Source organism: Marvinbryantia sp., assembly GCF_047017445.1.
Classification (GTDB): Bacteria; Bacillota; Clostridia; order Lachnospirales; family Lachnospiraceae; genus Marvinbryantia.
On sequence record NZ_JBKXTT010000008.1, the window covers coordinates 55,750 to 75,386 of the forward strand.

General features: G+C 52.6%; 19 protein-coding genes. All 19 read left to right on the forward strand.

Annotated features, from left to right (window positions below; translation table 11 throughout):
* Positions 1–113: 113 nt before the first annotated feature.
* The 19 genes from ACLU9Q_RS10890 to ACLU9Q_RS10980 all read left to right on the forward strand — a co-directional run bounded on the left by ACLU9Q_RS10890 (position 114) and on the right by ACLU9Q_RS10980 (position 19,635).
* Positions 114–590: a phage terminase small subunit P27 family gene (locus ACLU9Q_RS10890; RefSeq protein WP_412625252.1), complete on the forward strand. Its 477-nt coding sequence runs from the start codon at positions 114–116 to the stop codon at positions 588–590.
* Entirely contained in the window at positions 590–3,247 is a 2,658-nt protein-coding gene (locus ACLU9Q_RS10895) for a terminase TerL endonuclease subunit (protein ID WP_412625253.1), read from the forward strand. The genes ACLU9Q_RS10890 and ACLU9Q_RS10895 overlap by 1 nt, the downstream gene beginning before the upstream one ends.
* 89 nt (positions 3,248–3,336) lie before the next feature.
* A complete protein-coding gene (locus ACLU9Q_RS10900) occupies positions 3,337–3,705 on the forward strand; it encodes a hypothetical protein (RefSeq protein WP_178670025.1) in 369 nt (122 codons plus the stop codon).
* 104 nt (positions 3,706–3,809) lie between these two features.
* Positions 3,810–5,234, forward strand: coding sequence for a phage portal protein (locus ACLU9Q_RS10905; RefSeq protein WP_412625254.1), 1,425 nt, complete (start codon positions 3,810–3,812; stop codon positions 5,232–5,234).
* Complete coding sequence (locus tag ACLU9Q_RS10910; protein ID WP_412625255.1) at positions 5,231–6,070, forward strand: head maturation protease, ClpP-related; 840 nt, start codon at positions 5,231–5,233, stop codon at positions 6,068–6,070. Before ACLU9Q_RS10905 ends, ACLU9Q_RS10910 begins: the two co-directional genes overlap by 4 nt.
* A gap of 72 nt (positions 6,071–6,142) precedes the next feature.
* Positions 6,143–7,363, forward strand: coding sequence for a phage major capsid protein (locus ACLU9Q_RS10915; RefSeq protein WP_178670020.1), 1,221 nt, complete (start codon positions 6,143–6,145; stop codon positions 7,361–7,363).
* Between the two features lie 79 nt (positions 7,364–7,442).
* Positions 7,443–7,778: a head-tail connector protein gene (locus ACLU9Q_RS10920; RefSeq protein ID WP_158370082.1), complete on the forward strand. Its 336-nt coding sequence runs from the start codon at positions 7,443–7,445 to the stop codon at positions 7,776–7,778.
* A gap of 14 nt (positions 7,779–7,792) precedes the next feature.
* On the forward strand, positions 7,793–8,125 hold the full coding sequence (locus tag ACLU9Q_RS10925) for a phage head closure protein (RefSeq protein ID WP_158370080.1): 333 nt from the start codon (positions 7,793–7,795) through the stop codon (positions 8,123–8,125).
* 10 nt (positions 8,126–8,135) lie between these two features.
* The gene (locus ACLU9Q_RS10930; protein WP_158370078.1) at positions 8,136–8,513 is read left to right on the forward strand and encodes an HK97 gp10 family phage protein; all 378 of its coding nucleotides are present in this window, start codon (positions 8,136–8,138) and stop codon (positions 8,511–8,513) included.
* Entirely contained in the window at positions 8,513–8,830 is a 318-nt protein-coding gene (locus tag ACLU9Q_RS10935; protein WP_158370076.1) for a hypothetical protein, read from the forward strand. The genes ACLU9Q_RS10930 and ACLU9Q_RS10935 overlap by 1 nt, the downstream gene beginning before the upstream one ends.
* A gap of 5 nt (positions 8,831–8,835) precedes the next feature.
* Positions 8,836–9,429 carry a major tail protein gene (locus ACLU9Q_RS10940; protein ID WP_158370074.1) on the forward strand — a complete coding sequence of 198 codons (594 nt, stop codon included), beginning with the start codon at positions 8,836–8,838 and terminating at the stop codon, positions 9,427–9,429.
* Positions 9,430–9,432: 3 nt separating this feature from the next.
* Positions 9,433–9,807: a hypothetical protein gene (locus ACLU9Q_RS10945; RefSeq protein WP_158370072.1), complete on the forward strand. Its 375-nt coding sequence runs from the start codon at positions 9,433–9,435 to the stop codon at positions 9,805–9,807.
* Positions 9,804–9,977 carry a hypothetical protein gene (locus tag ACLU9Q_RS10950; protein ID WP_178670016.1) on the forward strand — a complete coding sequence of 58 codons (174 nt, stop codon included), beginning with the start codon at positions 9,804–9,806 and terminating at the stop codon, positions 9,975–9,977. The genes ACLU9Q_RS10945 and ACLU9Q_RS10950 overlap by 4 nt, the downstream gene beginning before the upstream one ends.
* A gap of 53 nt (positions 9,978–10,030) precedes the next feature.
* Positions 10,031–13,183 carry a phage tail tape measure protein gene (locus ACLU9Q_RS10955; protein ID WP_178670014.1) on the forward strand — a complete coding sequence of 1,051 codons (3,153 nt, stop codon included), beginning with the start codon at positions 10,031–10,033 and terminating at the stop codon, positions 13,181–13,183.
* Positions 13,180–13,830, forward strand: coding sequence for a hypothetical protein (locus ACLU9Q_RS10960; protein WP_158369673.1), 651 nt, complete (start codon positions 13,180–13,182; stop codon positions 13,828–13,830). The genes ACLU9Q_RS10955 and ACLU9Q_RS10960 overlap by 4 nt, the downstream gene beginning before the upstream one ends.
* Entirely contained in the window at positions 13,827–15,284 is a 1,458-nt protein-coding gene (locus tag ACLU9Q_RS10965) for a phage tail spike protein (protein WP_412625257.1), read from the forward strand. Before ACLU9Q_RS10960 ends, ACLU9Q_RS10965 begins: the two co-directional genes overlap by 4 nt.
* Before the next feature lie 18 nt (positions 15,285–15,302).
* Positions 15,303–17,111, forward strand: coding sequence for a hypothetical protein (locus ACLU9Q_RS10970; protein ID WP_412625258.1), 1,809 nt, complete (start codon positions 15,303–15,305; stop codon positions 17,109–17,111).
* A gap of 13 nt (positions 17,112–17,124) precedes the next feature.
* On the forward strand, positions 17,125–17,682 hold the full coding sequence (locus ACLU9Q_RS10975) for a hypothetical protein (protein WP_158369679.1): 558 nt from the start codon (positions 17,125–17,127) through the stop codon (positions 17,680–17,682).
* Between the two features lie 39 nt (positions 17,683–17,721).
* Positions 17,722–19,635 (forward strand): DUF859 family phage minor structural protein, encoded by a 1,914-nt coding sequence (locus ACLU9Q_RS10980; protein ID WP_412625259.1) that lies wholly within the window; start codon positions 17,722–17,724, stop codon positions 19,633–19,635.
* The last annotated feature ends 2 nt before the right edge of the window (positions 19,636–19,637 follow it).

A 19,637-nucleotide genomic window follows, 5' to 3' on the forward strand; every position in this document is an offset into this window, starting at 1 on the left:
CCCCCCCAAAGGGGCTGTGTCTCGTTATCCCCGATTTTATATAGATTGATTTTACTTGAGGACTTCTTTGGAGGTCCTTTTTGTTTGCCTTTTGAGGAAAGGAGGGATGCCGGATGGCGACAAGGGGAAGAAAACCGACACCTACAGCAGTGAAAGAGCTGGAGGGGAATCCGGGCAAGCGTCCATTGAATGCGAAAGAACCGAAACCAGCCAAGAAGGCTCCGTCCTGCCCGAAGTGGCTGGAGCCGGAGGCAAAGAAGGAGTGGCGGCGTTTGGCAAAGCAGATGGAGCAGATCGGCATCCTGACGGAAGTAGATATGGCCGCTTTTGCCGGATATTGTCAGGCGTATGCCCGGTGGAAAGAGGCGGAGGAATTCATCACGCAGCATGGCTCTATCGTAAAGACTCCATCTGGTTACTGGCAGCAGGTGCCGCAGGTAAGCATTGCCCAGACCTATCTGAAAATCATGAACCGCTTTGCCGAGCAGTTTGGTCTGACGCCTTCCTCCCGGAGCCGGATCATTGCGGATACAGACAGCCGGGGTGGTGCTGTGGATGAAATGGAGGAACTGTTGGGAGGTGGAAGCTGATGGCAGAGACAAGACCAAAGGATTACCCCAAACTCAAAAACTATCAGCCGACAAAATTTATGCTGCCGGATTCCCATTATGAGAAAGTGAAAGCAGACCGGGCAGTGAAGTTCATAGAAAACTTAAGACACACCAAAGGAAAATGGGCAGGGAAACGCTTCTGGCTGCTACCTTGGCAGGAGCAGATCATCCGTGACGTTTTTGGTGTGGTGAAAGAGGACGGGAACCGGCAGTTTCTGACTGCTTTTGTTGAAATCGGAAAAAAGAATGGAAAAGAACTGGCGCTTGATACTCCAATTCCAACACCGGAGGGTTTCACTTCGATGGGGGACCTGCAGGTTGGGGATATTGTCTTTGACGAAATGGGGAAGCCGTGCCATGTGGTCGCAAAAAGCGAGGTCGATGACAAGGAACAGGCATACCGGATCACATTTAAGGATGGAAGTTCGATTGTTGCGGGGGAAAGGCATCTGTGGAATGCAGAATATATTTATGGGAAGCGGAAAGCCGTGCAGTGGACAACGGGTGAAATTTACAAAAGGACGATGCGATACCGGCAGAGGTTTTCTGACCGGCCGGAGGCACAGCGGGAATCGCTGATACGCATTCCGGTGTGTGGCGCGCTTCAAACGCAGGAGGCAGAAATTCCGGTTGATCCGTATCTATATGGCTATTGGCTTGGGAATGGCAGTGCGAACCGGCCGGAAATAACGGTACGGAACTGTGATGTAGATGACTTAATCGCATTTATTCCATACCAGCTGCACAACAGGTATCCCCAAGTTTGTGGGGGAAGTGAGAGACTGGTGTATTTTGAGCTTAAGAAGATACTTGTCCCGAGTTTCCGGGATAAAGTCATCCGGCCGGAATACCTCCGTGCGTCGGAAACACAGCGGTGGGAATTGCTGCAGGGACTTATGGATTCGGATGGGTGCATCGGAGATAGGAAAGCACAGAGTGTATATGTCAGTACGATCCGGCAGCTTGCGGAATCTGTCCGGGAACTGTTATGGAGTCTTGGTATTAAAAATGCCATGACGACCACGCCTTCGACCAGAAGAGGGGTTCCGACAGGGGAAACTTTGTATCAGATCCGATTTACCACATTTGATGACCAGCCAACATCAAGATTAAGACGAAAGAGTGAAAGAAGCAGGGAACGTGTCAAACGAACGCGTTCCTGTTTTCATTATCTGGAAGATATACAGCCACTCAGCCGTCCGGTGAAGATGCAGTGTATCCAGGTAGACAGCCCAAGCCACCAGTACCTTGCAGGACGGAGCATGGTTCCTACCCATAACAGTGAACTTGCAGCGGCGGTTGCCCTTTACCTTCTGTATGCGGATAATGAGCCGTCAGCGGAGGTTTATGGGGCAGCAGCAGACCGTCAGCAGGCATCCATTGTCTTTGACGTGGCAAACCAGATGGTACGGATGACGCCTGCGCTGATGAAGCGGAGCAAGATCATGGGAGCCACCAAGCGGATCGTGAATTATGCGAATGCCGGGTTCTATCAAGTGCTTTCCGCAGAGGTCGGCACCAAGCATGGCTTGAATGTGAGCGGGCTGGTGCTGGATGAAGTGCATGCTCAACCGAACCGGAAATTATATGATGTCCTGACAAAAGGCTCCGGCGATGCCAGGGAACAGCCTTTGTTCTTTCTGATCACCACGGCCGGGACGGAAAAAAAATCCATCTGTTATGAACTGCACACGAAGGCTGTAGATATCCTTGCCGGCCGGAAGATCGATCCTACTTTCTACCCCGTGGTGTTCGGCTTGACAGATGAGGATGACTGGCATGATGAGAAAAACTGGTATAAGGCGAATCCATCCCTTGGACAGACAATCCAGATTGACCGTGTCCGGGAAGCATACCGGGAGGCACTGCAGAACCCGGCAGAGGAAAATGTGTTCAAACAGCTGCGTTTGAACATGTGGGTGTCCAGTCTGACTCGTTTTATTCCCGAACAGATTTTTGACCTGGGGAACATCCCAATCGATATGGAGGCATTGAAAGGACGTGATTGTTACGGCGGGCTGGATTTATCCAGCACCGGTGACATCACAGCATTTGTCCTGATATTCCCGCCGAGAAATGAGTACGAGAAATACATTCTGCTCCCGTTTTTCTGGATACCGGAGGAAACCATCCCCCTGCGTGTGCGGCGCGGCAGTGTTCCCTATGATGTCTGGCAGAAACAGGGATATCTTCTGGCAACGGAGGGGAATGTCATCCATTATGGGTTCATTGAGAAATTCATCGAGAAACTGGGGGAAACCTACCACATTTTAGAGATTGCCTTTGACCGTTGGGGAGCGGTGCAGATGGTACAGAACCTTGAAGGGATGGGATTTACAGTTGTTCCATTCGGCCAGGGGTTCAAAGACATGTCTCCCCCTACCAAGGAATTTTATAAGCTGCTGATGGAAGGGAAGATCATCCATGGCGGCAACCCGGTCCTGAGGTGGATGGCTGGCAATGTAGTGGTGGAAACAGACCCGGCAGAGAATATCAAGCCGACAAAGGTAAAATCACCGGAGAAGATCGATGGCATTGTTGCATCCATTATGGCCCTTGACCGCTGTATCCGTAACGCCGGAGAACAGCAGGGCAGCATCTATGATGATCCTGACCGAGGTCTGCTTGTTTTTTAGATGGTCTTCATAGGATGAAAATAAGAACTTGACTTTCCGCCCATCCAGAGTGATAGATAGGCTACCCTAAAGAGAAAGGAGCCTTTTAGATGGAAAATAACAGGGTAAAGCTAATCATGGAAACGATGTGGAACACGGAATGGCAGGGGGCAGACCGGGATACCGGGCTTCTGCAAAGTGCCATCCTGAGTCTTTGCGCCATCGGGAAGATCACCAAAGAGGAGGCGGTCTATGCGAGGGACACGCTGGAGGCGGAACTGCCGCATATAGGAAAAGAAATGAGGAAAGCGGTATTCGTAACAGCAACACCTGAACTTGCGGATGATACGGTGCTTTGGATGAGAAACAGCGCGGCGGAGGCAGAAGAACCATATGCCACGGTGATCCAGCAGGCGGCGGAATACCTGCACGATTTCTGGTCGGAGCTTATCGATGCACTGCCTGTGGAGGCGGAATAAGAACAATTTAGAATGAGAACAGTTTATTGACAGGAAATGCAGAAACACTCTGGTCCTTATGGACTGGGGTGTTTCTGCGTTTCCCGTATGGGAGGAATAATCCAATGGGATTTTTAGAATGGATGGGTTTTTCAAAACCCAGGGATGCGCCAGAGGAAGACAGACCGGAGGAGAACAGAACAAAGGAAAATCTGCCGGAGGTGACGGACAGCGTCCGTGATTCCGGGCAGATTTTTTCTTTTGGGACTGCAAGCAGCGGGGAAAAGGTGGATGAGCAGTCTGCCATGCAGATTTCCACGGTATATGCCTGTGTGAGAGTTCTGGCAGAAACAGTGGCAGCATTGCCGCTGCATCTGTACCGGTACACGGATGATGGGAAAGGCAAGGAAAGAGCCGCAGACCATCCGCTTTACCGGATTTTATACCGGCAGCCCAATGATGAGATGAGCAGCTTTACCTGGCGGGAAACGCTGATGACACATCTGCTTTTGTGGGGGAATGCTTACTGCCAGATCATCCGGGATGGCAGGAATCAGGTCCTTGGGCTGTATCCGCTGCTCCCGGAGAATGTGGAGGTAGACCGTGACGAACAGGGGCAGCTTTACTATATTTACCACGCTTACACGGATGAAGTGCCGGGGGAAAAGAACCAGGATATCTATTTTAGAAAAGATGAAATCCTACACATTCCCGGACTTGGGTTTAATGGACTCGTGGGATTTTCCCCGATTGCCATGATGAAGAACAGCCTCGGAACCACGCTGGCTGTAGAGAAGTATGGTTCCTCTTTCTTCAAAAACGGGGCACAGCCAAGCGGTGTGCTGGAGCATCCGGGTGTCTTAAAAGACCCGCAGAAGATCCGGGATAACTGGACATCGGTATATGGCGGTACAAATAACGCCCATAAGGTCGCTGTGCTCGAAGAGGGGATGCAGTATAAGTCTATTTCATTACCGCCAGAGGATAGCCAGTTCCTTTCCACCCGGCAGTTTGGCGTGGAAGAAATCTGCCGTATCTTCCGGGTGCCGCCGCATATGGTCCAGGACTTACAGAGAGCGACTTTCTCTAATATTGAGAACCAGTCACTGAATTTTGTGGTACACACACTGACTCCTTGGCTGGTGCGGTTCGAGCAGGCAATCATCAAAGACCTTCTACTTACCGAGGAACAGGATGTGCTGTTTCCTAAGTTTAACGTGGATGGATTGCTGCGTGGCGATTACCAGAGCAGGATGAACGGTTACGCCACCGGCATCAGTAACGGTTTCTTAAGCCCTAATGACATCCATCGCCTAGAGAATATGGACCTGATCCCGGCAGAAGAGGGAGGAGACGACTATTACCTGAACGGCGGTTATGTGAAACTACGGGACGCTGGAAAATATGCCCAGGTGAAGCAGGCAGCTGTGGAGCAGAACCGGCAGAAGGCCGAGCCAAAGGAACAGCCGGAGGAAGAGACACCTGACAGTGAGAACAGGCGGAGTGAGAGTACGCCGCAAAAACCGAAAGAAAGGAAACGGAAACGATGAAGAAATTCTGGAACTGGATTCATAATGAAGCCGGCGGCAGGGTGCTCCGTCTGGAAGGACCGATTGATGAGGAATCCTTCTGGGGGGATGAGGCAACACCAAAGGCATTCCGGGAGGAACTGGAATCAGGAGAGGGCGATATTACCATCTGGATCAACAGCCCCGGCGGAAATGTGTTCGCGGCAGCGGAGATTTATACGATGCTCCGGGACTATAAAGGCGCGGTTACCGTCAAGATTGACGCCATTGCCGCTTCTGCTGCCTCTGTGGTAGCGATGGCTGGAAGTAGAGTGCTGATGTCCCCTGTGGCAATGCTGATGCTCCATGATCCCAGCACCATCGCTTATGGCAATACCAAAGACATGGAGCGGGCAATTCATACGCTCAATGAAGTGAAGGAGAGTATCATTAACGCCTATGCTGCCAAGAGCGGATTGTCCCACAGCCGCATTTCCAACCTGATGTCCAATGAGACGTGGATGAATGCGAAAAAGGCAGTGGAACTGGGGTTCGCGGATGAAATCCTCTTTGATGCGGAAGAACCGGAAAAAGAGGAAGAAGGCGGGGAGGAAGAAACAGAGGAGGAAGAGGAAAAGCCGGGCATCCATCTGGAGGCACAGCTTTATTCCACCAGACAGATGGGGCTGACGATCCTGAACCGCCTCGGGGTGAACAGTGGGAAACCTCCTGAGAATTCGCCTGTGGATACACACCCGGAACCTCTGGGGCCGGAGGATGGGAAACCGCCCGCACCGGCTATCCGCATGGACGGTACAACGGAAGATGGCAGTGTGCCATACCTGATCTTAGAAAAACAGCTGGAGTGTTTGAAGTAAGGCAAAAGCCTGAAACAGACATATCCGGCTCTTTTTATACCCAAAATCACATTTTTTATGGAGGAAATGACAATGAGTAAGATTCTTGAACTGAGAAGCAAGCGCAATACCCTCTGGGAGCAGACCAAGGCATTCCTGGAGCAGCACCGCGGGGAGAACGGCCTTGTAGCCGCCGATGCGGTGGAGCAGTACAACAAAATGGCCCAGGAGGTCAAAGACCTGGGTGCGGAGATCGAGCGTCTGGAGCAGCAGGCGGAGTTTGACGCCAAGCTGTCGGCCCCGACCTCTAATCCGGTGCATGGAAATCCGAAGAACGGCAGCCCGAAGGATAAGAACACCAGCCCGACCGGGACGGAGGAGTATAAGAATGCATTCTGGGACATGATCCGCAACCGTGGCAACTACGGCGAGGTGCGCAACGCCCTGTCTGTCGGTGTCGATACGGAAGGCGGATACACCGTGCCGGATGAGTTTGAAAAGAAACTGGTGGAGGCACTGGAGGAGAATAACATCTTCCGAAGCATGGCGAATGTGATCCGTACCAGTTCCGGCACCCGTAAGATTCCGATTGCGGAGGACACCGGGGAGGCCAGCTGGATCGATGAAGGGGAGGAAATCCCGGAGAGTGACACCACGTTTGGACAGACCATGCTGTCGGCTTATAAGCTGGGCACCATGATCAAGGTTTCCAATGAGCTTCTGAACGATTCCGCGTTTGACCTTGCGACCTATATCGCCCGCCGTTTTGGTGTGCGTATGGGCAACGCGGAGGAGAAGGCATTCATTACCGGGGACGGTGTGGGCAAGCCGCTGGGCATCCTGGATGATGCCGGGGCGAAGGTGGGCGTAACCGCAGGAACGCAGACCAAGCTGACCTTTGATGAAATCTTCCAGCTGTACTATGCGCTGAAAGCACCATACCGCAAGAAAGCGGAGTTCCTGTGCAACGAGGCGGTGGTGCTGCAGCTGATGACCTTAAAAGACAACAATGGCAACTATATCTGGAAGCCGGGCCTTGAGATCGGCAAGCCGGATACACTCCTGAACCGTCCGCTGAAGACCTCTGCCTTTATGCCCGCCGTGGCAGCGGGAAACAAGGTGCTGGCCTTTGGCGATTACAGCTACTACTGGATCGCAGACCGCCAGAGCAGAACCTTCCGCCGCCTGAATGAGCTGTATGCCCGCACGGACCAGGTAGGTTTCCTTTCCACGCAGCGTGTGGACGGCAAGCTGATCCTGCCGGAAGCGGTGCAGGTGCTCCAGATGAAGGGCAGCGCATCCAGCGGTTCCTGATAAGGCGGAAAGATTATGGCAGATGGTGGTTATATGTATATGCCTGCCATCTGCTGATGAGAGAGAGGAGGATGCAGCCGTGGCATTGGTAACCTTGGAAGAAGCGAAGACCTATCTGCGTGTGGATTCATCGGATGAGGATGCCGTGGTCGGCATCCTCTTAACTTCTGCCGGGAAACTGTGTGCGGATGTGGCGAGGCTTACGGATGAACAGTGGGCAGCAGTAGATGCGGATGAAACAGAGGATACGGCATCGTACACGGAAGAAGAACTTTCCCGGATACGGGAAGTGATGAAAGTGGCGGTGCTGTATGCCCTCGCCTATCTGTATGAACACCGGGAGGAAGCGGACCATCATGGGCTTACCCTGACGCTCCGCTCCCTTTTGTTTTCCATCCGGGAAGGTGTTCTTTGAAAGGAGAGGCAGGCATGGAGATTTCAAAGCTGAATGAGCGGATAACGATTGAGAAGAATGCAGTCGTTACGGATGCCATTGGGAATCATAAGAACACATGGACCCACTACTTTTCCTGTTATGCCTATGCTTCCACCTATCAGGCAGAGGAGAAGGAAAGCGAGGTATCCAGCGAGGAGCGCTCCGTCACCTTTACGGTGCGCTGGTGCAGTGAGACCGCCGCTGTCACTTCCACAGGCTTCCGTGTGAGGTTCCGGGGAGAAGTTTATGACATTGAGTCGGTGGACCTGATGAATTACCGGAAGAAGGAGATCCGGTTCAAATGCCGGAGGGAACCAAGGCAGTGAGGAGGCAGCGATGGCAAAGAAAATATCGGTAGACCAGCTCTCCAGCGAGATCATGTCCGCATTGGATGAGTATAAAAAGGTCACGGATGAAGTGGTGAAAACCGCGGTGAATTCTGTATCAAAAGAGACGAAGGCAATGGCGCAGGCCGGCTCCCCGGTCAAGTCCGGCGGTTATCAAAAGGGATGGGCGGTCAAAAAGACCTCGGAGAAAACCGGGCAGGTCAGTATCACGGTCTATAACCGTACCAAGCCGGGGCTGACACACCTTCTGGAAAAGGGCCATGCCAAGCGCGGCGGCGGCCGGGTGGCGGGAAAACCACATATCGCCCCGGCAGAGGAATATGCCGTGAATGAACTGGAAGCAGCGATTAAAAGGGGGCTTTCGTGATGGATTATGAAGAGATTGCAAACATGTTAGGCGGCACGGGGCTGCCCTTCGCATACCACCATTTTGCGGAAGGGGAGTCACCACAGCCGCCTTTTATCTGCTACCTGACACCCGGCAGCAACAACTTTGCGGCAGACGGGAAGGTCTACTTCAAAGCAAAGCAGCTGGATGTAGAGCTGTATACGGACGAGAAGGCACCGGAATTGGAAGAACGGCTGGAAGCCGCCTTTGATGCTTACGGGCTGTTCTATGAGAAATCGGAAACCTACATCGAGTCCGAGAAACTGTATGAAGTGATTTATGAAATGGAGGTATGAAGGCTATGGGAAACAAAGTCAAATATAACCTGAAAAATGTCCATGCCGCAAAGCTGACAGAAACTGTGGCAGACGGCGTGACCGCATTTACCTATGCCGCACCGAAGGCGATCCCCGGAGCGGTGAGTATCAGCCTGGATGCGGAGGGCGAATCCAGCCCGTTCTATGCGGATGGTATTGTATATTTCCGTTCCGTGACCAACAACGGATACAGCGGTGATCTGGAAATCGCATTGATCCCGGAGTGGTTCCGCACGGAGATTTTGCAGGAGGAACTGGATGGCAAGGGTGTCCTGGTGGAAAACAGCGGGGTTGGCGAGAGCGTGAAGTTTGCCCTGCTCTTTGAGTTTGACGGGGATGTGAATGCCATCCGCCATGTGCTGTATAACTGTTCGGCATCCCGTCCGTCCATTGAATCGGAGACGAAAGAGGACACCATTGAGCCTGGAACGGAAACCCTGTCGATCACGGCAGACCCCCGCTCGGATGGGCTTGTAAAAGCCAGGACGGGCGATAGCACGGACAAGGAGGCATATACGAACTGGTATAAATCGGTGTATCTGCCGACGGAAAAAGAGTCAGGGCAGGAAGGAGCGTAAAAAATGCTGAAACGTGAGATTGAAATCTGTGGGAAAAAGGTGGCGTTCCGTTCCTCGGCCACCATTCCCCGACTGTACCGGGCGAAGTTTAAGAGGGACATCTTCAAAGACCTCTCCAAGCTGGAGAAATCCTATAAAGGCAAGACCGAGGACGGGGAGGAATTCCAGATCGAGGACTTGGAGATATTCGAGAACGTGGCTTATATCATGGCTTATCATGCGGACAATTCCATTCCTCCGACCATTGAGGAATGGCTGGACCAGTTTGATATGTTCTCCATCTATGAGGTCCTGCCGCAGATTCTGGAACTGTGGGGACAGAACATGATGGTGGAGGTGCAGGCAAAAAAAGAGTTGGCAGGAGTACAAGGGAAATGACCACGCCCCTGTTCCTCCTGCGTTGTGTGGAGCTTGGCATTGCGATCTCTGACCTGGATCTTCTTACGATTGGTCTCGTCATTGATATGTGGACGGAAAAAGGAAACGATGATGTGAAATACAAAAAAGTGGCCCGTGAAGCCACGCAGGAAGATTTCGATAAATTTTAGCTTTGGCGCATCCGGTTCGGGTGCGCCATTTACATGCTTGGAGGTGAGGAACAGTGGCGAGCAGGATCAAAGGCATCACGATTGAGATTGGCGGCGATACCACAGGCTTAGACAAGGCCCTGAAAAGTGTCAATTCTTCTATCACGCATACGCAGAGTGCCCTAAAAGATGTCAATAAGCTGCTGAAGCTGGACCCCGCCAACACAGAACTTCTCACACAGAAACAGAAGTTACTGAAGGATGCGATTTCATCCACAAAGGAAAAGCTGGATGCCTTAAAACAGGCGCAGGCACAGGCAAAGGAGCAGCTGGAGAACGGTGACTTGGGGCAGGACAAATACGATGCCCTCCAGCGTGAGATCATCGAAACTGAGCAGGAATTAAAGCGGCTCCAGCAGGAGGCTGCAACCACCAGTACAGCCCTTGCCAAGATCGACGAGATCGGCGGCAAGATGGAGAACCTGGGAAACTCTATCGCCGGTGTCGGAAAAACGATTATGCCGATCTCCACGGCAGTCGGCGGCCTGGGCATTGCGGCGGTGAAAACGGCTGCGGACTTTGACTCTGCCATGAGCCAGGTGGCAGCGGTATCCGGCGCGACCGGGAACGACCTGCAGTCTCTCCGGGATAAGGCCCGCGAGATGGGTGAGAAAACGAAGTTCTCCGCATCCGAGGCAGCGCAGGCCATGAATTACATGGCCATGGCCGGATGGAAGTCAAAAGACATGATCTCCGGTATTGACGGTATCATGAACCTCGCTGCTGCCAGTGGTGAAGACCTGGCGACCACATCGGACATTGTAACGGATGCCTTGACTGCCTTTGGACTGTCGGCTGCGGATTCCGGGCATTTTGCGGATATTCTGGCGGCGGCATCCTCTAATGCCAATACGAATGTCAGCATGATGGGCGAGACGTTCAAATACTGTGCGCCGATTGCAGGAGCACTTGGTTTCTCCGCGGAGGATACGGCGGAAGCCATCGGCCTGATGGCGAATGCGGGTATCAAGTCCTCCCAGGCAGGTACGGCACTTCGTACTATCATGAACAATCTTGCCGGGGAAGTGAAGATCAGCGGGCAGGCCATCGGGGATGTGACGATTGCCACAACAAATGCGGATGGCAGCATGAGAAGCCTGTCGGATATCCTTGCAGACTGCCGGGTTGCGTTTGGAGGATTGACCGAATCTGAGAAGGCGCAGGCGGCAGAATCCCTTGTGGGCAAGAATGCCATGAGCGGTTTCCTTGCTTTGATGAATGCCGCCCCTGCGGATATTGAAAAGTTAAGCGGTGCTATTGATAACTGTGACGGAACTGCGGAAAAGATGGCTGCCACCATGCAGGATAACCTGATGGGGCAGCTTACCATCTTAAAGAGCCAGCTGGAGGAGCTCGCTATTTCCTTTGGTGAGATGCTGATGCCTGCCATCCGTAACATTGTGACGAAAATCCAGGAGTTCGTGGATAAGTTAAACGGCATGGATGAGGGCACCCGTGAGATGGTCTTAAAGATCGGCCTTTTGGTAGCGGCGCTTGGGCCGTTCCTGGTGATCCTCGGAACCACGATAGCCAAGATCGGCACGGCTATGAAAGGGTTTGTACAGCTGGTGAACGGCTTTAACAAACTGAAAGTGGCGGTGCAGGGCGGCACAGGGCTGTTTGGAAAAATGGGAGCTGCCATTGGCGGTATCTCTGCCCCTGTTGTGGCGGTGGTGGCAGTCATCGGGACACTGGTGGCTGCATTTTTGCATCTGTGGAATACCAATGAGGGATTCCGGGAGGCCATCATTGGGACGTGGAATACCATCAAAGAGACCGTCAGTACCTTCTGCCAGGGAATCGTTGACCGGCTGAATGCTTTGGGATTTAGTTTCCAGGACATCACACAGGTGCTCTCGGCAGTGTGGAACGGTTTCTGTTCCCTGCTTGCCCCGGTCTTTGAAGGTGCGTTTCAGGCGATTGCTGCGGTACTCTCTACGGTGCTGAACGTGCTCACTGGCATTCTGGATGTATTTATCGGACTGTTTACCGGAAACTGGTCGCAGATGTGGTCTGGCATCCAGACAATCTTCTCCGGGGTATGGGAGGGAATCAAGGGTGTCCTTTCGGCAGCGGTCGGCATCATCCAGGGCATTGTCGACGTGTTCCTCGGCTGGTTCGGCACGAGCTGGAGTGAGGTCTGGACGAATATCAAGACTTTCTTCGAGGGTATCTGGAACGGCATTGTAGCTTTCTTCTCTGGTATTTGGGAGACCATCACAAATGTGGTGCAGACAGGAATCATGCTGATCGGCTCCATTTTAAGTGCTGCCTTCGACATTATCACGCTGCCTTTCCAGTTTATCTGGGAGAACTGTAAGGAAATCATTATATCTGCCTGGAACGCCATTAAATCGGTGGTATCTTCCGCAATCGGTGCGGTTTCCAGCGTGATCTCGTCCGTAATGTCCGTGATCCAGAATGTCATTTCGGCTATCTGGACGGCGATCAGCACGAAAATTTCAACGGTGCTGAACACGATAAAATCCGTGGTGACTACCGTATTCAATGCCATTAAGTCGGTGGCGTCCAGTGTCTGGAACGGAATCAAATCCGCCATTTCGACCGTGGTGGATGGCATCAAGAGCAAAGTTTCCTCTGTATTTAACTCGGTCAAGAGTACGGTGACTTCCGTATTTAATGGCATCAAGAGTACCACCACTTCCGTCTGGAACGGCATCAAGACTGCCATTATTACTCCGATTGAGGCAGCGAAAAACACCATCAAGGGTATTGTGGATAAGATCACCGGATTCTTCTCCAGCATGAAGATTTCCCTGCCGCACATCAAGCTGCCGCATTTCAGGATTTCCGGCAGCCTGTCTATTGCACCGCCGAGCGTGCCTCACCTGTCTATTGACTGGTACAAAGAGGGCGGTATCATGACACGCCCGACTCTGTTTGGGATGAACGGTACGAACCTGATGGCAGGCGGAGAAGCTGGGGCAGAAGCGATCCTGCCATTGAAAGGTTTCTACAGTCAGCTGGAGAGTATCCTTTCAAACCGGATGGATACCAGCACGATGGAACGCTATCTGTCTGTCATTGCGGCAAACAGCAGCAAGGGCATTTATCTGGAGGACGGAACTTTGGTAGGGCATCTGCTTCCGGCCATTGACAGTAAGCTGGGGCAGATGCAGAAGTTGAACAGGAGGTTGAGTTTATGAGGCCGGATATAAAACTGGATAGCGTGTGGATGTCTGGCCTTGGGTGGCTGCGGGAGAGCATCAGCTTTCCGACGCCCCAGTCACAGACCAATACCATTGTAGTGCCGGGACGGAATTCCCCCATCCGGTACACGGAAGCATTGGGGCGGGTATCCTACCAGCCCAGGAGTTTTGAAATCATACTTTCCATGCTTGGAACCAGGGAGCAGTTTAATCAAAAGGTCAGTGCGGTGGTGAACCCGTTTGCAGGGCATCTGGTGAAAGTGGTTTGCAGTGAGGAACCGGGGCTGTATGCCATCGGCACACTGGAAATGTCCCCGGCTTATGATCCGCTAACGAGGAAGGGGCAGCTTACCGTTTCCTGCTCCGATGGGGATTCCTACCGCTACCATGTGAATGAAACGGTGGTGACAGTTACGGGCGGAGGGAATGTCATTCTGGATAATGATTATATGCCTGTGGTCCCGGTCATCACAGCCACGGCGGAAACGGCACTGGGCTGGCAGATCGGCACAGACACCTTCCAAAAATCTGTCAGCCCCGGTACTTGGGAATTTCCTGAAATGGAATTGCAGGCCGGAAGAAATGTAGTGTCCGTCACTGGAAATGGAACCGTGACCTTCCGGTACCGGGAGGGATGCCTATGAGATTATTCCGTATCTATGTGGACGGGGCATTGTTTTACCATCCGCAGTTATCGAAACTGGCAGTCACGGAGGCGAAGGTGGAAGAGGATGCGGAGAACATTGACAGCCTGACGCTGTCGGCTCCCTATAACCACCCCTATCTAAATGCAATTAAGCCAATGGCTTCTGTGATCGTTTGCAAGAAAGGAAATGAAACGGTCTTTGAGGGGCGGGCGCTGGATGACGGCAGTGATTTTTATAACACCCACACATGGACCTGTGAATCGGCTCTTTCCTATTTAAAAGACAGCCAGCAGCCGCCCTATAACTACAAAGGGAGCTTAAGAGGGCTTTTCGAGTATTTCATAACCGAACACAACAAAACCGTGGAGGAGCAGAAGCAGTTCACGGTGGGGGAAGTAACGGTAGCCGATAACAATGATTATGTGGCTTACAGCTGTTCTGAGTATTCCATGACGATGGATGCCATTAAGGATAAGCTCATGAAAACACACGGAGGGTATCTGCGGCTCCGGTATACAGCCGATGGAAAAGTCTTGGACTACCTGGCGGACTTTACAGAGGCGTCACTTCAAAAAGTGGAGTACGGGAAAAACCTGACCGATGTAAAAATCAACCAGGATCATACGGAACGGGTGACAGCACTCATTCCCCTTGGGGCAAAGGTCAAGACCACGGATGAGGAAGGCAATGAGGTGGAAACGGATGAGCGCGTCACCATTGAAGCTGCCAACGACGGGAAGAATTATGTGTTCGATGAAGATGCGGTCAAGGAGATCGGCTGGATATGGGCAACGGAAGTGTGGGAGGATGTAACGCTTTCTTCCAACCTTCTCAGGAAGGCGAAAGCGAGGATTTCTGAACTGGCGAAGGGCATCACCAGCATGGAGCTGACTATCGTGGATGAATCCGATACCGGGGCAGATATCGCGGATATCCATGCAAGGCAGTATGTGTACTGTTCTTCCCCGCCCCATGGGATCGACGGAAGGTATCTGTGCATCCAGAGGACGCGGGATTATCTGAATCCTTCCGGCAACACCATTAGCATCGGGGCAAGCGGTATCCGGCTGACTGCCATCAGTGCGAAGCAGAACCAGAACTTAAGCACACTGGAACAGGATATCCTGGGGCAGACGGAGAAGATCGAGAACATCTTCGGGAAAGTCGAGGATATCACCACAGCGAAAATGTACCGGACAGAACTGGTGGTGGAAGGCACGAGCATCTTCCGGGATAAGGGGCAGATGAGCAGGCTTTCCTGTAGGGTGCTATCCTGGGACAAGGATATCACAGATACCCTTCCCAAATCTTCTTTTAACTGGCACCGGAAGTCCGGCAATGTGGAAACGGATGCCGATTGGGATGGGTTGCATAAAGGAATGAAAAGCGTAACCATATCAACCGAGGACGTGTTCGATAATGCGTCCTTTTATTGTGAAGTCACCATTTAATTTGAAGGAGGAACACAAATGCCTACTATCTTAACATCCAGCCAGCAGACTTTCGTGGACATCACAGATCAGCGGAAACTGTCGGCTTATATCACATCCAATTTACCGAAGACGCAGAGTGAGGACCCGAACACCCTGCCCCACGCCTATGCGCCGAACTGGGAAACATCCCATCTGGTGCTGACCCCGGTGATCTTCTTAGACCAGACCAACGTGGCGCTGGACGCATCCGGGCTGACCATTTCATGGAAACGCAAAGACGGAACGGGGGCAGAGAGCGCCCTGTCATCGGGAGAAACGGTGTCCGGCGGCATCCTGACGGTCAGCCAGAACAAGCTCTCCGCATCTTCCTCCGGGATGATCACTTATATCTGCTATATCAGTTACTATGATTCGGAAACGAAGAATACGGTCAATATTTCTTCTGACATTACCTATACGTTGGTAAAGAATGCGGAGAACGCAAAACTGGCCTATGTGACGGCGGATACCTATGTGTTCAAATACAATACCAGTTCTGCATTGGTAGGGGCAACGCAGGCGACTTTGTCTGCACAGGTCCAGGGGGTAACGGTCAGCAAGTGGCAGTATCTGAACAGTTCCGGTGTGTGGACGGATTATCCGACCACTTCGGACAATACCAGTATTACCGGCGGGACGCTGGTAGTAAAGCCCGCACACGCAGTGTTCTTCAACAACGTGGCGCAGATCAAGCTGGTGACCGATGATGCGGATGTGTTCGACACCATTTCCATCACGAAGATGTATGACGGGGAGCAGGGACAGCCGGGGCAGGCAGGCGCGGGAGGTTTGTCCGTCATCCTTGGAAATGAGGCGCAGAACATTGCCTGCACCACGGGAGGTGCGGTACAGGCTGCCGTGGATGTGACGATTCCCTTTACCGGGTATGTAGGCATTACGCAGACCCCATGTACCTGTACAGTGGGAACCCTGCCCACCGGAGTGACCGTAAAATCCAATACGGCAGCCACGGCGTCTGCTTCAGGTTCCGTAGTGCTTACCTTTGCCGCCAATGCCACCCTGGGCGGGGCATCGGTGCTGACTGGAACCATTGACCTGACCTTTACGATTTCAGGAAAGAGCGTGGTGAAGAAGTTTGCCTGGACGAAATCCAATAAGGGAAGCAACGGGGCCAGTGCGGTGGTGTTCTCTGTTTACGCACCAAACGGGACTATCGTACAAAACCAGTCCGGTTCCCTGGTACTGGCAACATCCGCCTACAGCGGCACAACGGAGATCACCACAGGTGCGACTTACCAGTGGTCGAAATACACAGCCGGAAAATGGACAGATATCAGCGGGGCAACGTCTGATACGCTGATGGTTTCCGGCGCGGATATCGTGAATATCCAGTCTTACCGGTGCACCATGAATTATGGCGGCAAGTCCTATGTGGATGTGATCACGGTGGAGGATAAGTCGGATCCCTATGTATCGGAGATGCTCTCCATCGGCGGCTTTACCGTAAAAAATAACCTGGGCGGTCTGGTTCCCTATGTGATCGTCCGTACCAACCAGAAGGAAGTGGATGCACTGCTCGGCAATATCAGCGAGACAGCCCCTTCCACGCCTACAAACGGGATGTTCTGGTACAAGATCGACCATACAGCGAAAACAGTCACGCTGATGAAGTATAACGGGACTACGTGGGCAGCGGCAACAGAAAAGCAGAGTCTTACCTACACCTGGTATAAGCAGGATAAGGACGGCAGGGAGGCTGCCTTTGGAAAGACTGGAAAAGTCATTTATTTATCTGCGGATGACATTGACAGCATCGCCACCCTACAGTGTGATGTGTCTAATTAGGGGGGTGGCGGGCATGGCGCTTTTAACGGTCTGCCAGCATACGTTCCAGAACGTGCAGGCGTATGACGACGCGGTGGAGGGCGTGGAAGCCTTAAAGGTCAACGTGCGGGAGTGCTACTCGGAGATCACAAAGACCTCCGAGCAGATTCAGAGTTCTGTCCGGGAGATGTACCTGTCAAAGTCTGAGCTGGAAAGCATCCAGCAGGACTTCCAGGCGAGCATCACCCAGAACAGCAGCGAGATCCGCATGGATTTTACCGCTATCACCAATGAGATCATCAACAATGTGTCTGCAAACCAGACGCTTCTGGAGGAGTATATCCGGTTTAAAGGGGCGCTGATCGAGCTTGGGAAGGTCGGGAATGCGTTCACGGCGGAGCTTTCCAACGAGGAGCTGGCCTTTAAGGAGAACGGACAGAAGATTGCCTACATTTCCAATCAGAGCCTTGTGATCACCAATGCGGAGATACGGAACAAGCTGTCCCTGGGTAATGAGAGCCGGGGATGGTTTGATTTTATCCCAAGAGCCAACGGGAACCTGTCTATCAAATGGCGTGACCCGGCGGGATAACAGCAGTTTTTATTTTTGTGGGGAAGGAGGAAAAGCAAAATGGCATCCAGCGGCAGCTTTTCCGGTTCCATCCACAGCGGGCATTATGTGCTGCGGGTGGACTGGACGCAGACAAAAAATATATCTGCCAATACCAGCACGGTCACAGCGAAAGCCTATCTGGTCAATGACTGGAGTCTGTCTATTTATGGCCGTTCGGACAATTCCATAACGATCAACGGAACCGCACAGATTTATGAGTCACCAGCAGTCAACGGTACAGGCACGCACCTTCTGGGAACTGTAACACAGACCGTGAACCATAACAGTGACGGCACAAAAAGCCTGACCATGAGCGCGGTGTTCTATATCCGGGCGACGTTAAGCGGGACGTATTATGAGTCGATTACCGCAAGCGCCAATATTACGCTGGATTCCATTGCAAGGGCGTCCAGTGTTTCTACCCCTAATGCAACGATGGGGTCTGCTACGGCCATTGCCATCAGCCGTGCCTCTTCTTCCTTTACCCACACGCTGACCTATACCTTCGGCACGGCTGCCGGGACGATAGCCACAAAGACCACGTCCACATCGGTATCCTGGACACCGCCCCTTTCACTGGCAAGCCAGATACCCAAAGCGGTGACCGGAACCTGCACGGTCACCTGTACGACTTATAACGGCAGTACGAAGATTGGAAGTAAGACGTGTACGCTGACACTGACCGTCCCGGCTTCAATAAAACCTACCATTACCAGTTTGACTGCTGCCAGGGTGGACGGGGCGGTGCCGGGTACCTGGGGGATCTATGTGCAGACGAAGTCCAAAGCAACGCTTACCATTAACGGGGCGGCGGGAAGCTACGGCTCCACGATTTCTTCCTATTCCATTACGGGCGGCGGCTACACCAGTACGGCGTCCAGTTTTACAACGGGGTTCCTGAATACTTCCGGCATGGTTACTTTTACGGCGACGGTGACGGATTCCAGGGGGCGGGTGTCAGCAGCGGCCACGGTGAGCATTTCGGTGGTGGCCTATTCCCCGCCGTCCTTTGCCAGCTACCTCTCACAGCGGTGCTTAAGCAATGGAACTGTTAATGATGACGGGACGTATATCCGGGGACTGGTTTCCTACAGTTATGCGTCATGCAGCAGTAAAAACACCATTACCCGCGCCACCTATTACAAAAAGGCATCGGATACCGCGTGGACGAATGCCAATGCCGCTTTCAGTTCCGGTACGGCGTTTACTTTTGGCGGCGGAAACATCTCCACGGAGACCTCCTATGACATCAAATATACGCTGACAGATGCCTTTACCACCATTGCTATCCAGGACATCGTTTCTACGGCAGCCGTGGTCATGGATTTTAAGAGAGGCGGTAAGGGAGTGGCTGTTGGGAAGGTATCGGAGAAGGATAATACCTTCGAGGTTGCGGAGGATTGGGATGTCCGGGTGTATGGGAAACTTTTAAAAGATTATATCCAGTCCTTCATTAAGACGCTGTATCCGGTGGGCAGTATCTATATGAGCGTCAATGCCACTAACCCGTCCGCTTACTTTGGCGGAACATGGGTAGCCTGGGGCGCAGGGCGGGTACCTGTGGGTATCAATACCGCAGACGGGAATTTCAATACAGTGGAAAAGACCGGTGGTGCGGCAACGGTTACACTGACAACTGCACAGATGCCTGCACATACCCATACGTTTACCGGAAGTTCCGCTACTACAAGCAGCAAAGGGGCGCATACCCACAATGTCGGTCGTGACGGGGATGGTGCATCAGGCTCAAGCACGTATACTGTCCACAGCGCGGGAGTGTCCGGCGCAGGGGGAACATCCCCAACAAACAGCGCGGGCGCGCATACCCATACACTTACCGCGAAAGGCACGAATGCCAATACGGGAGGCGGTGGGGCGCATTCAAACCTTCAGCCGTATATCGTCTGCTATATGTGGAAACGGACGGCTTAATA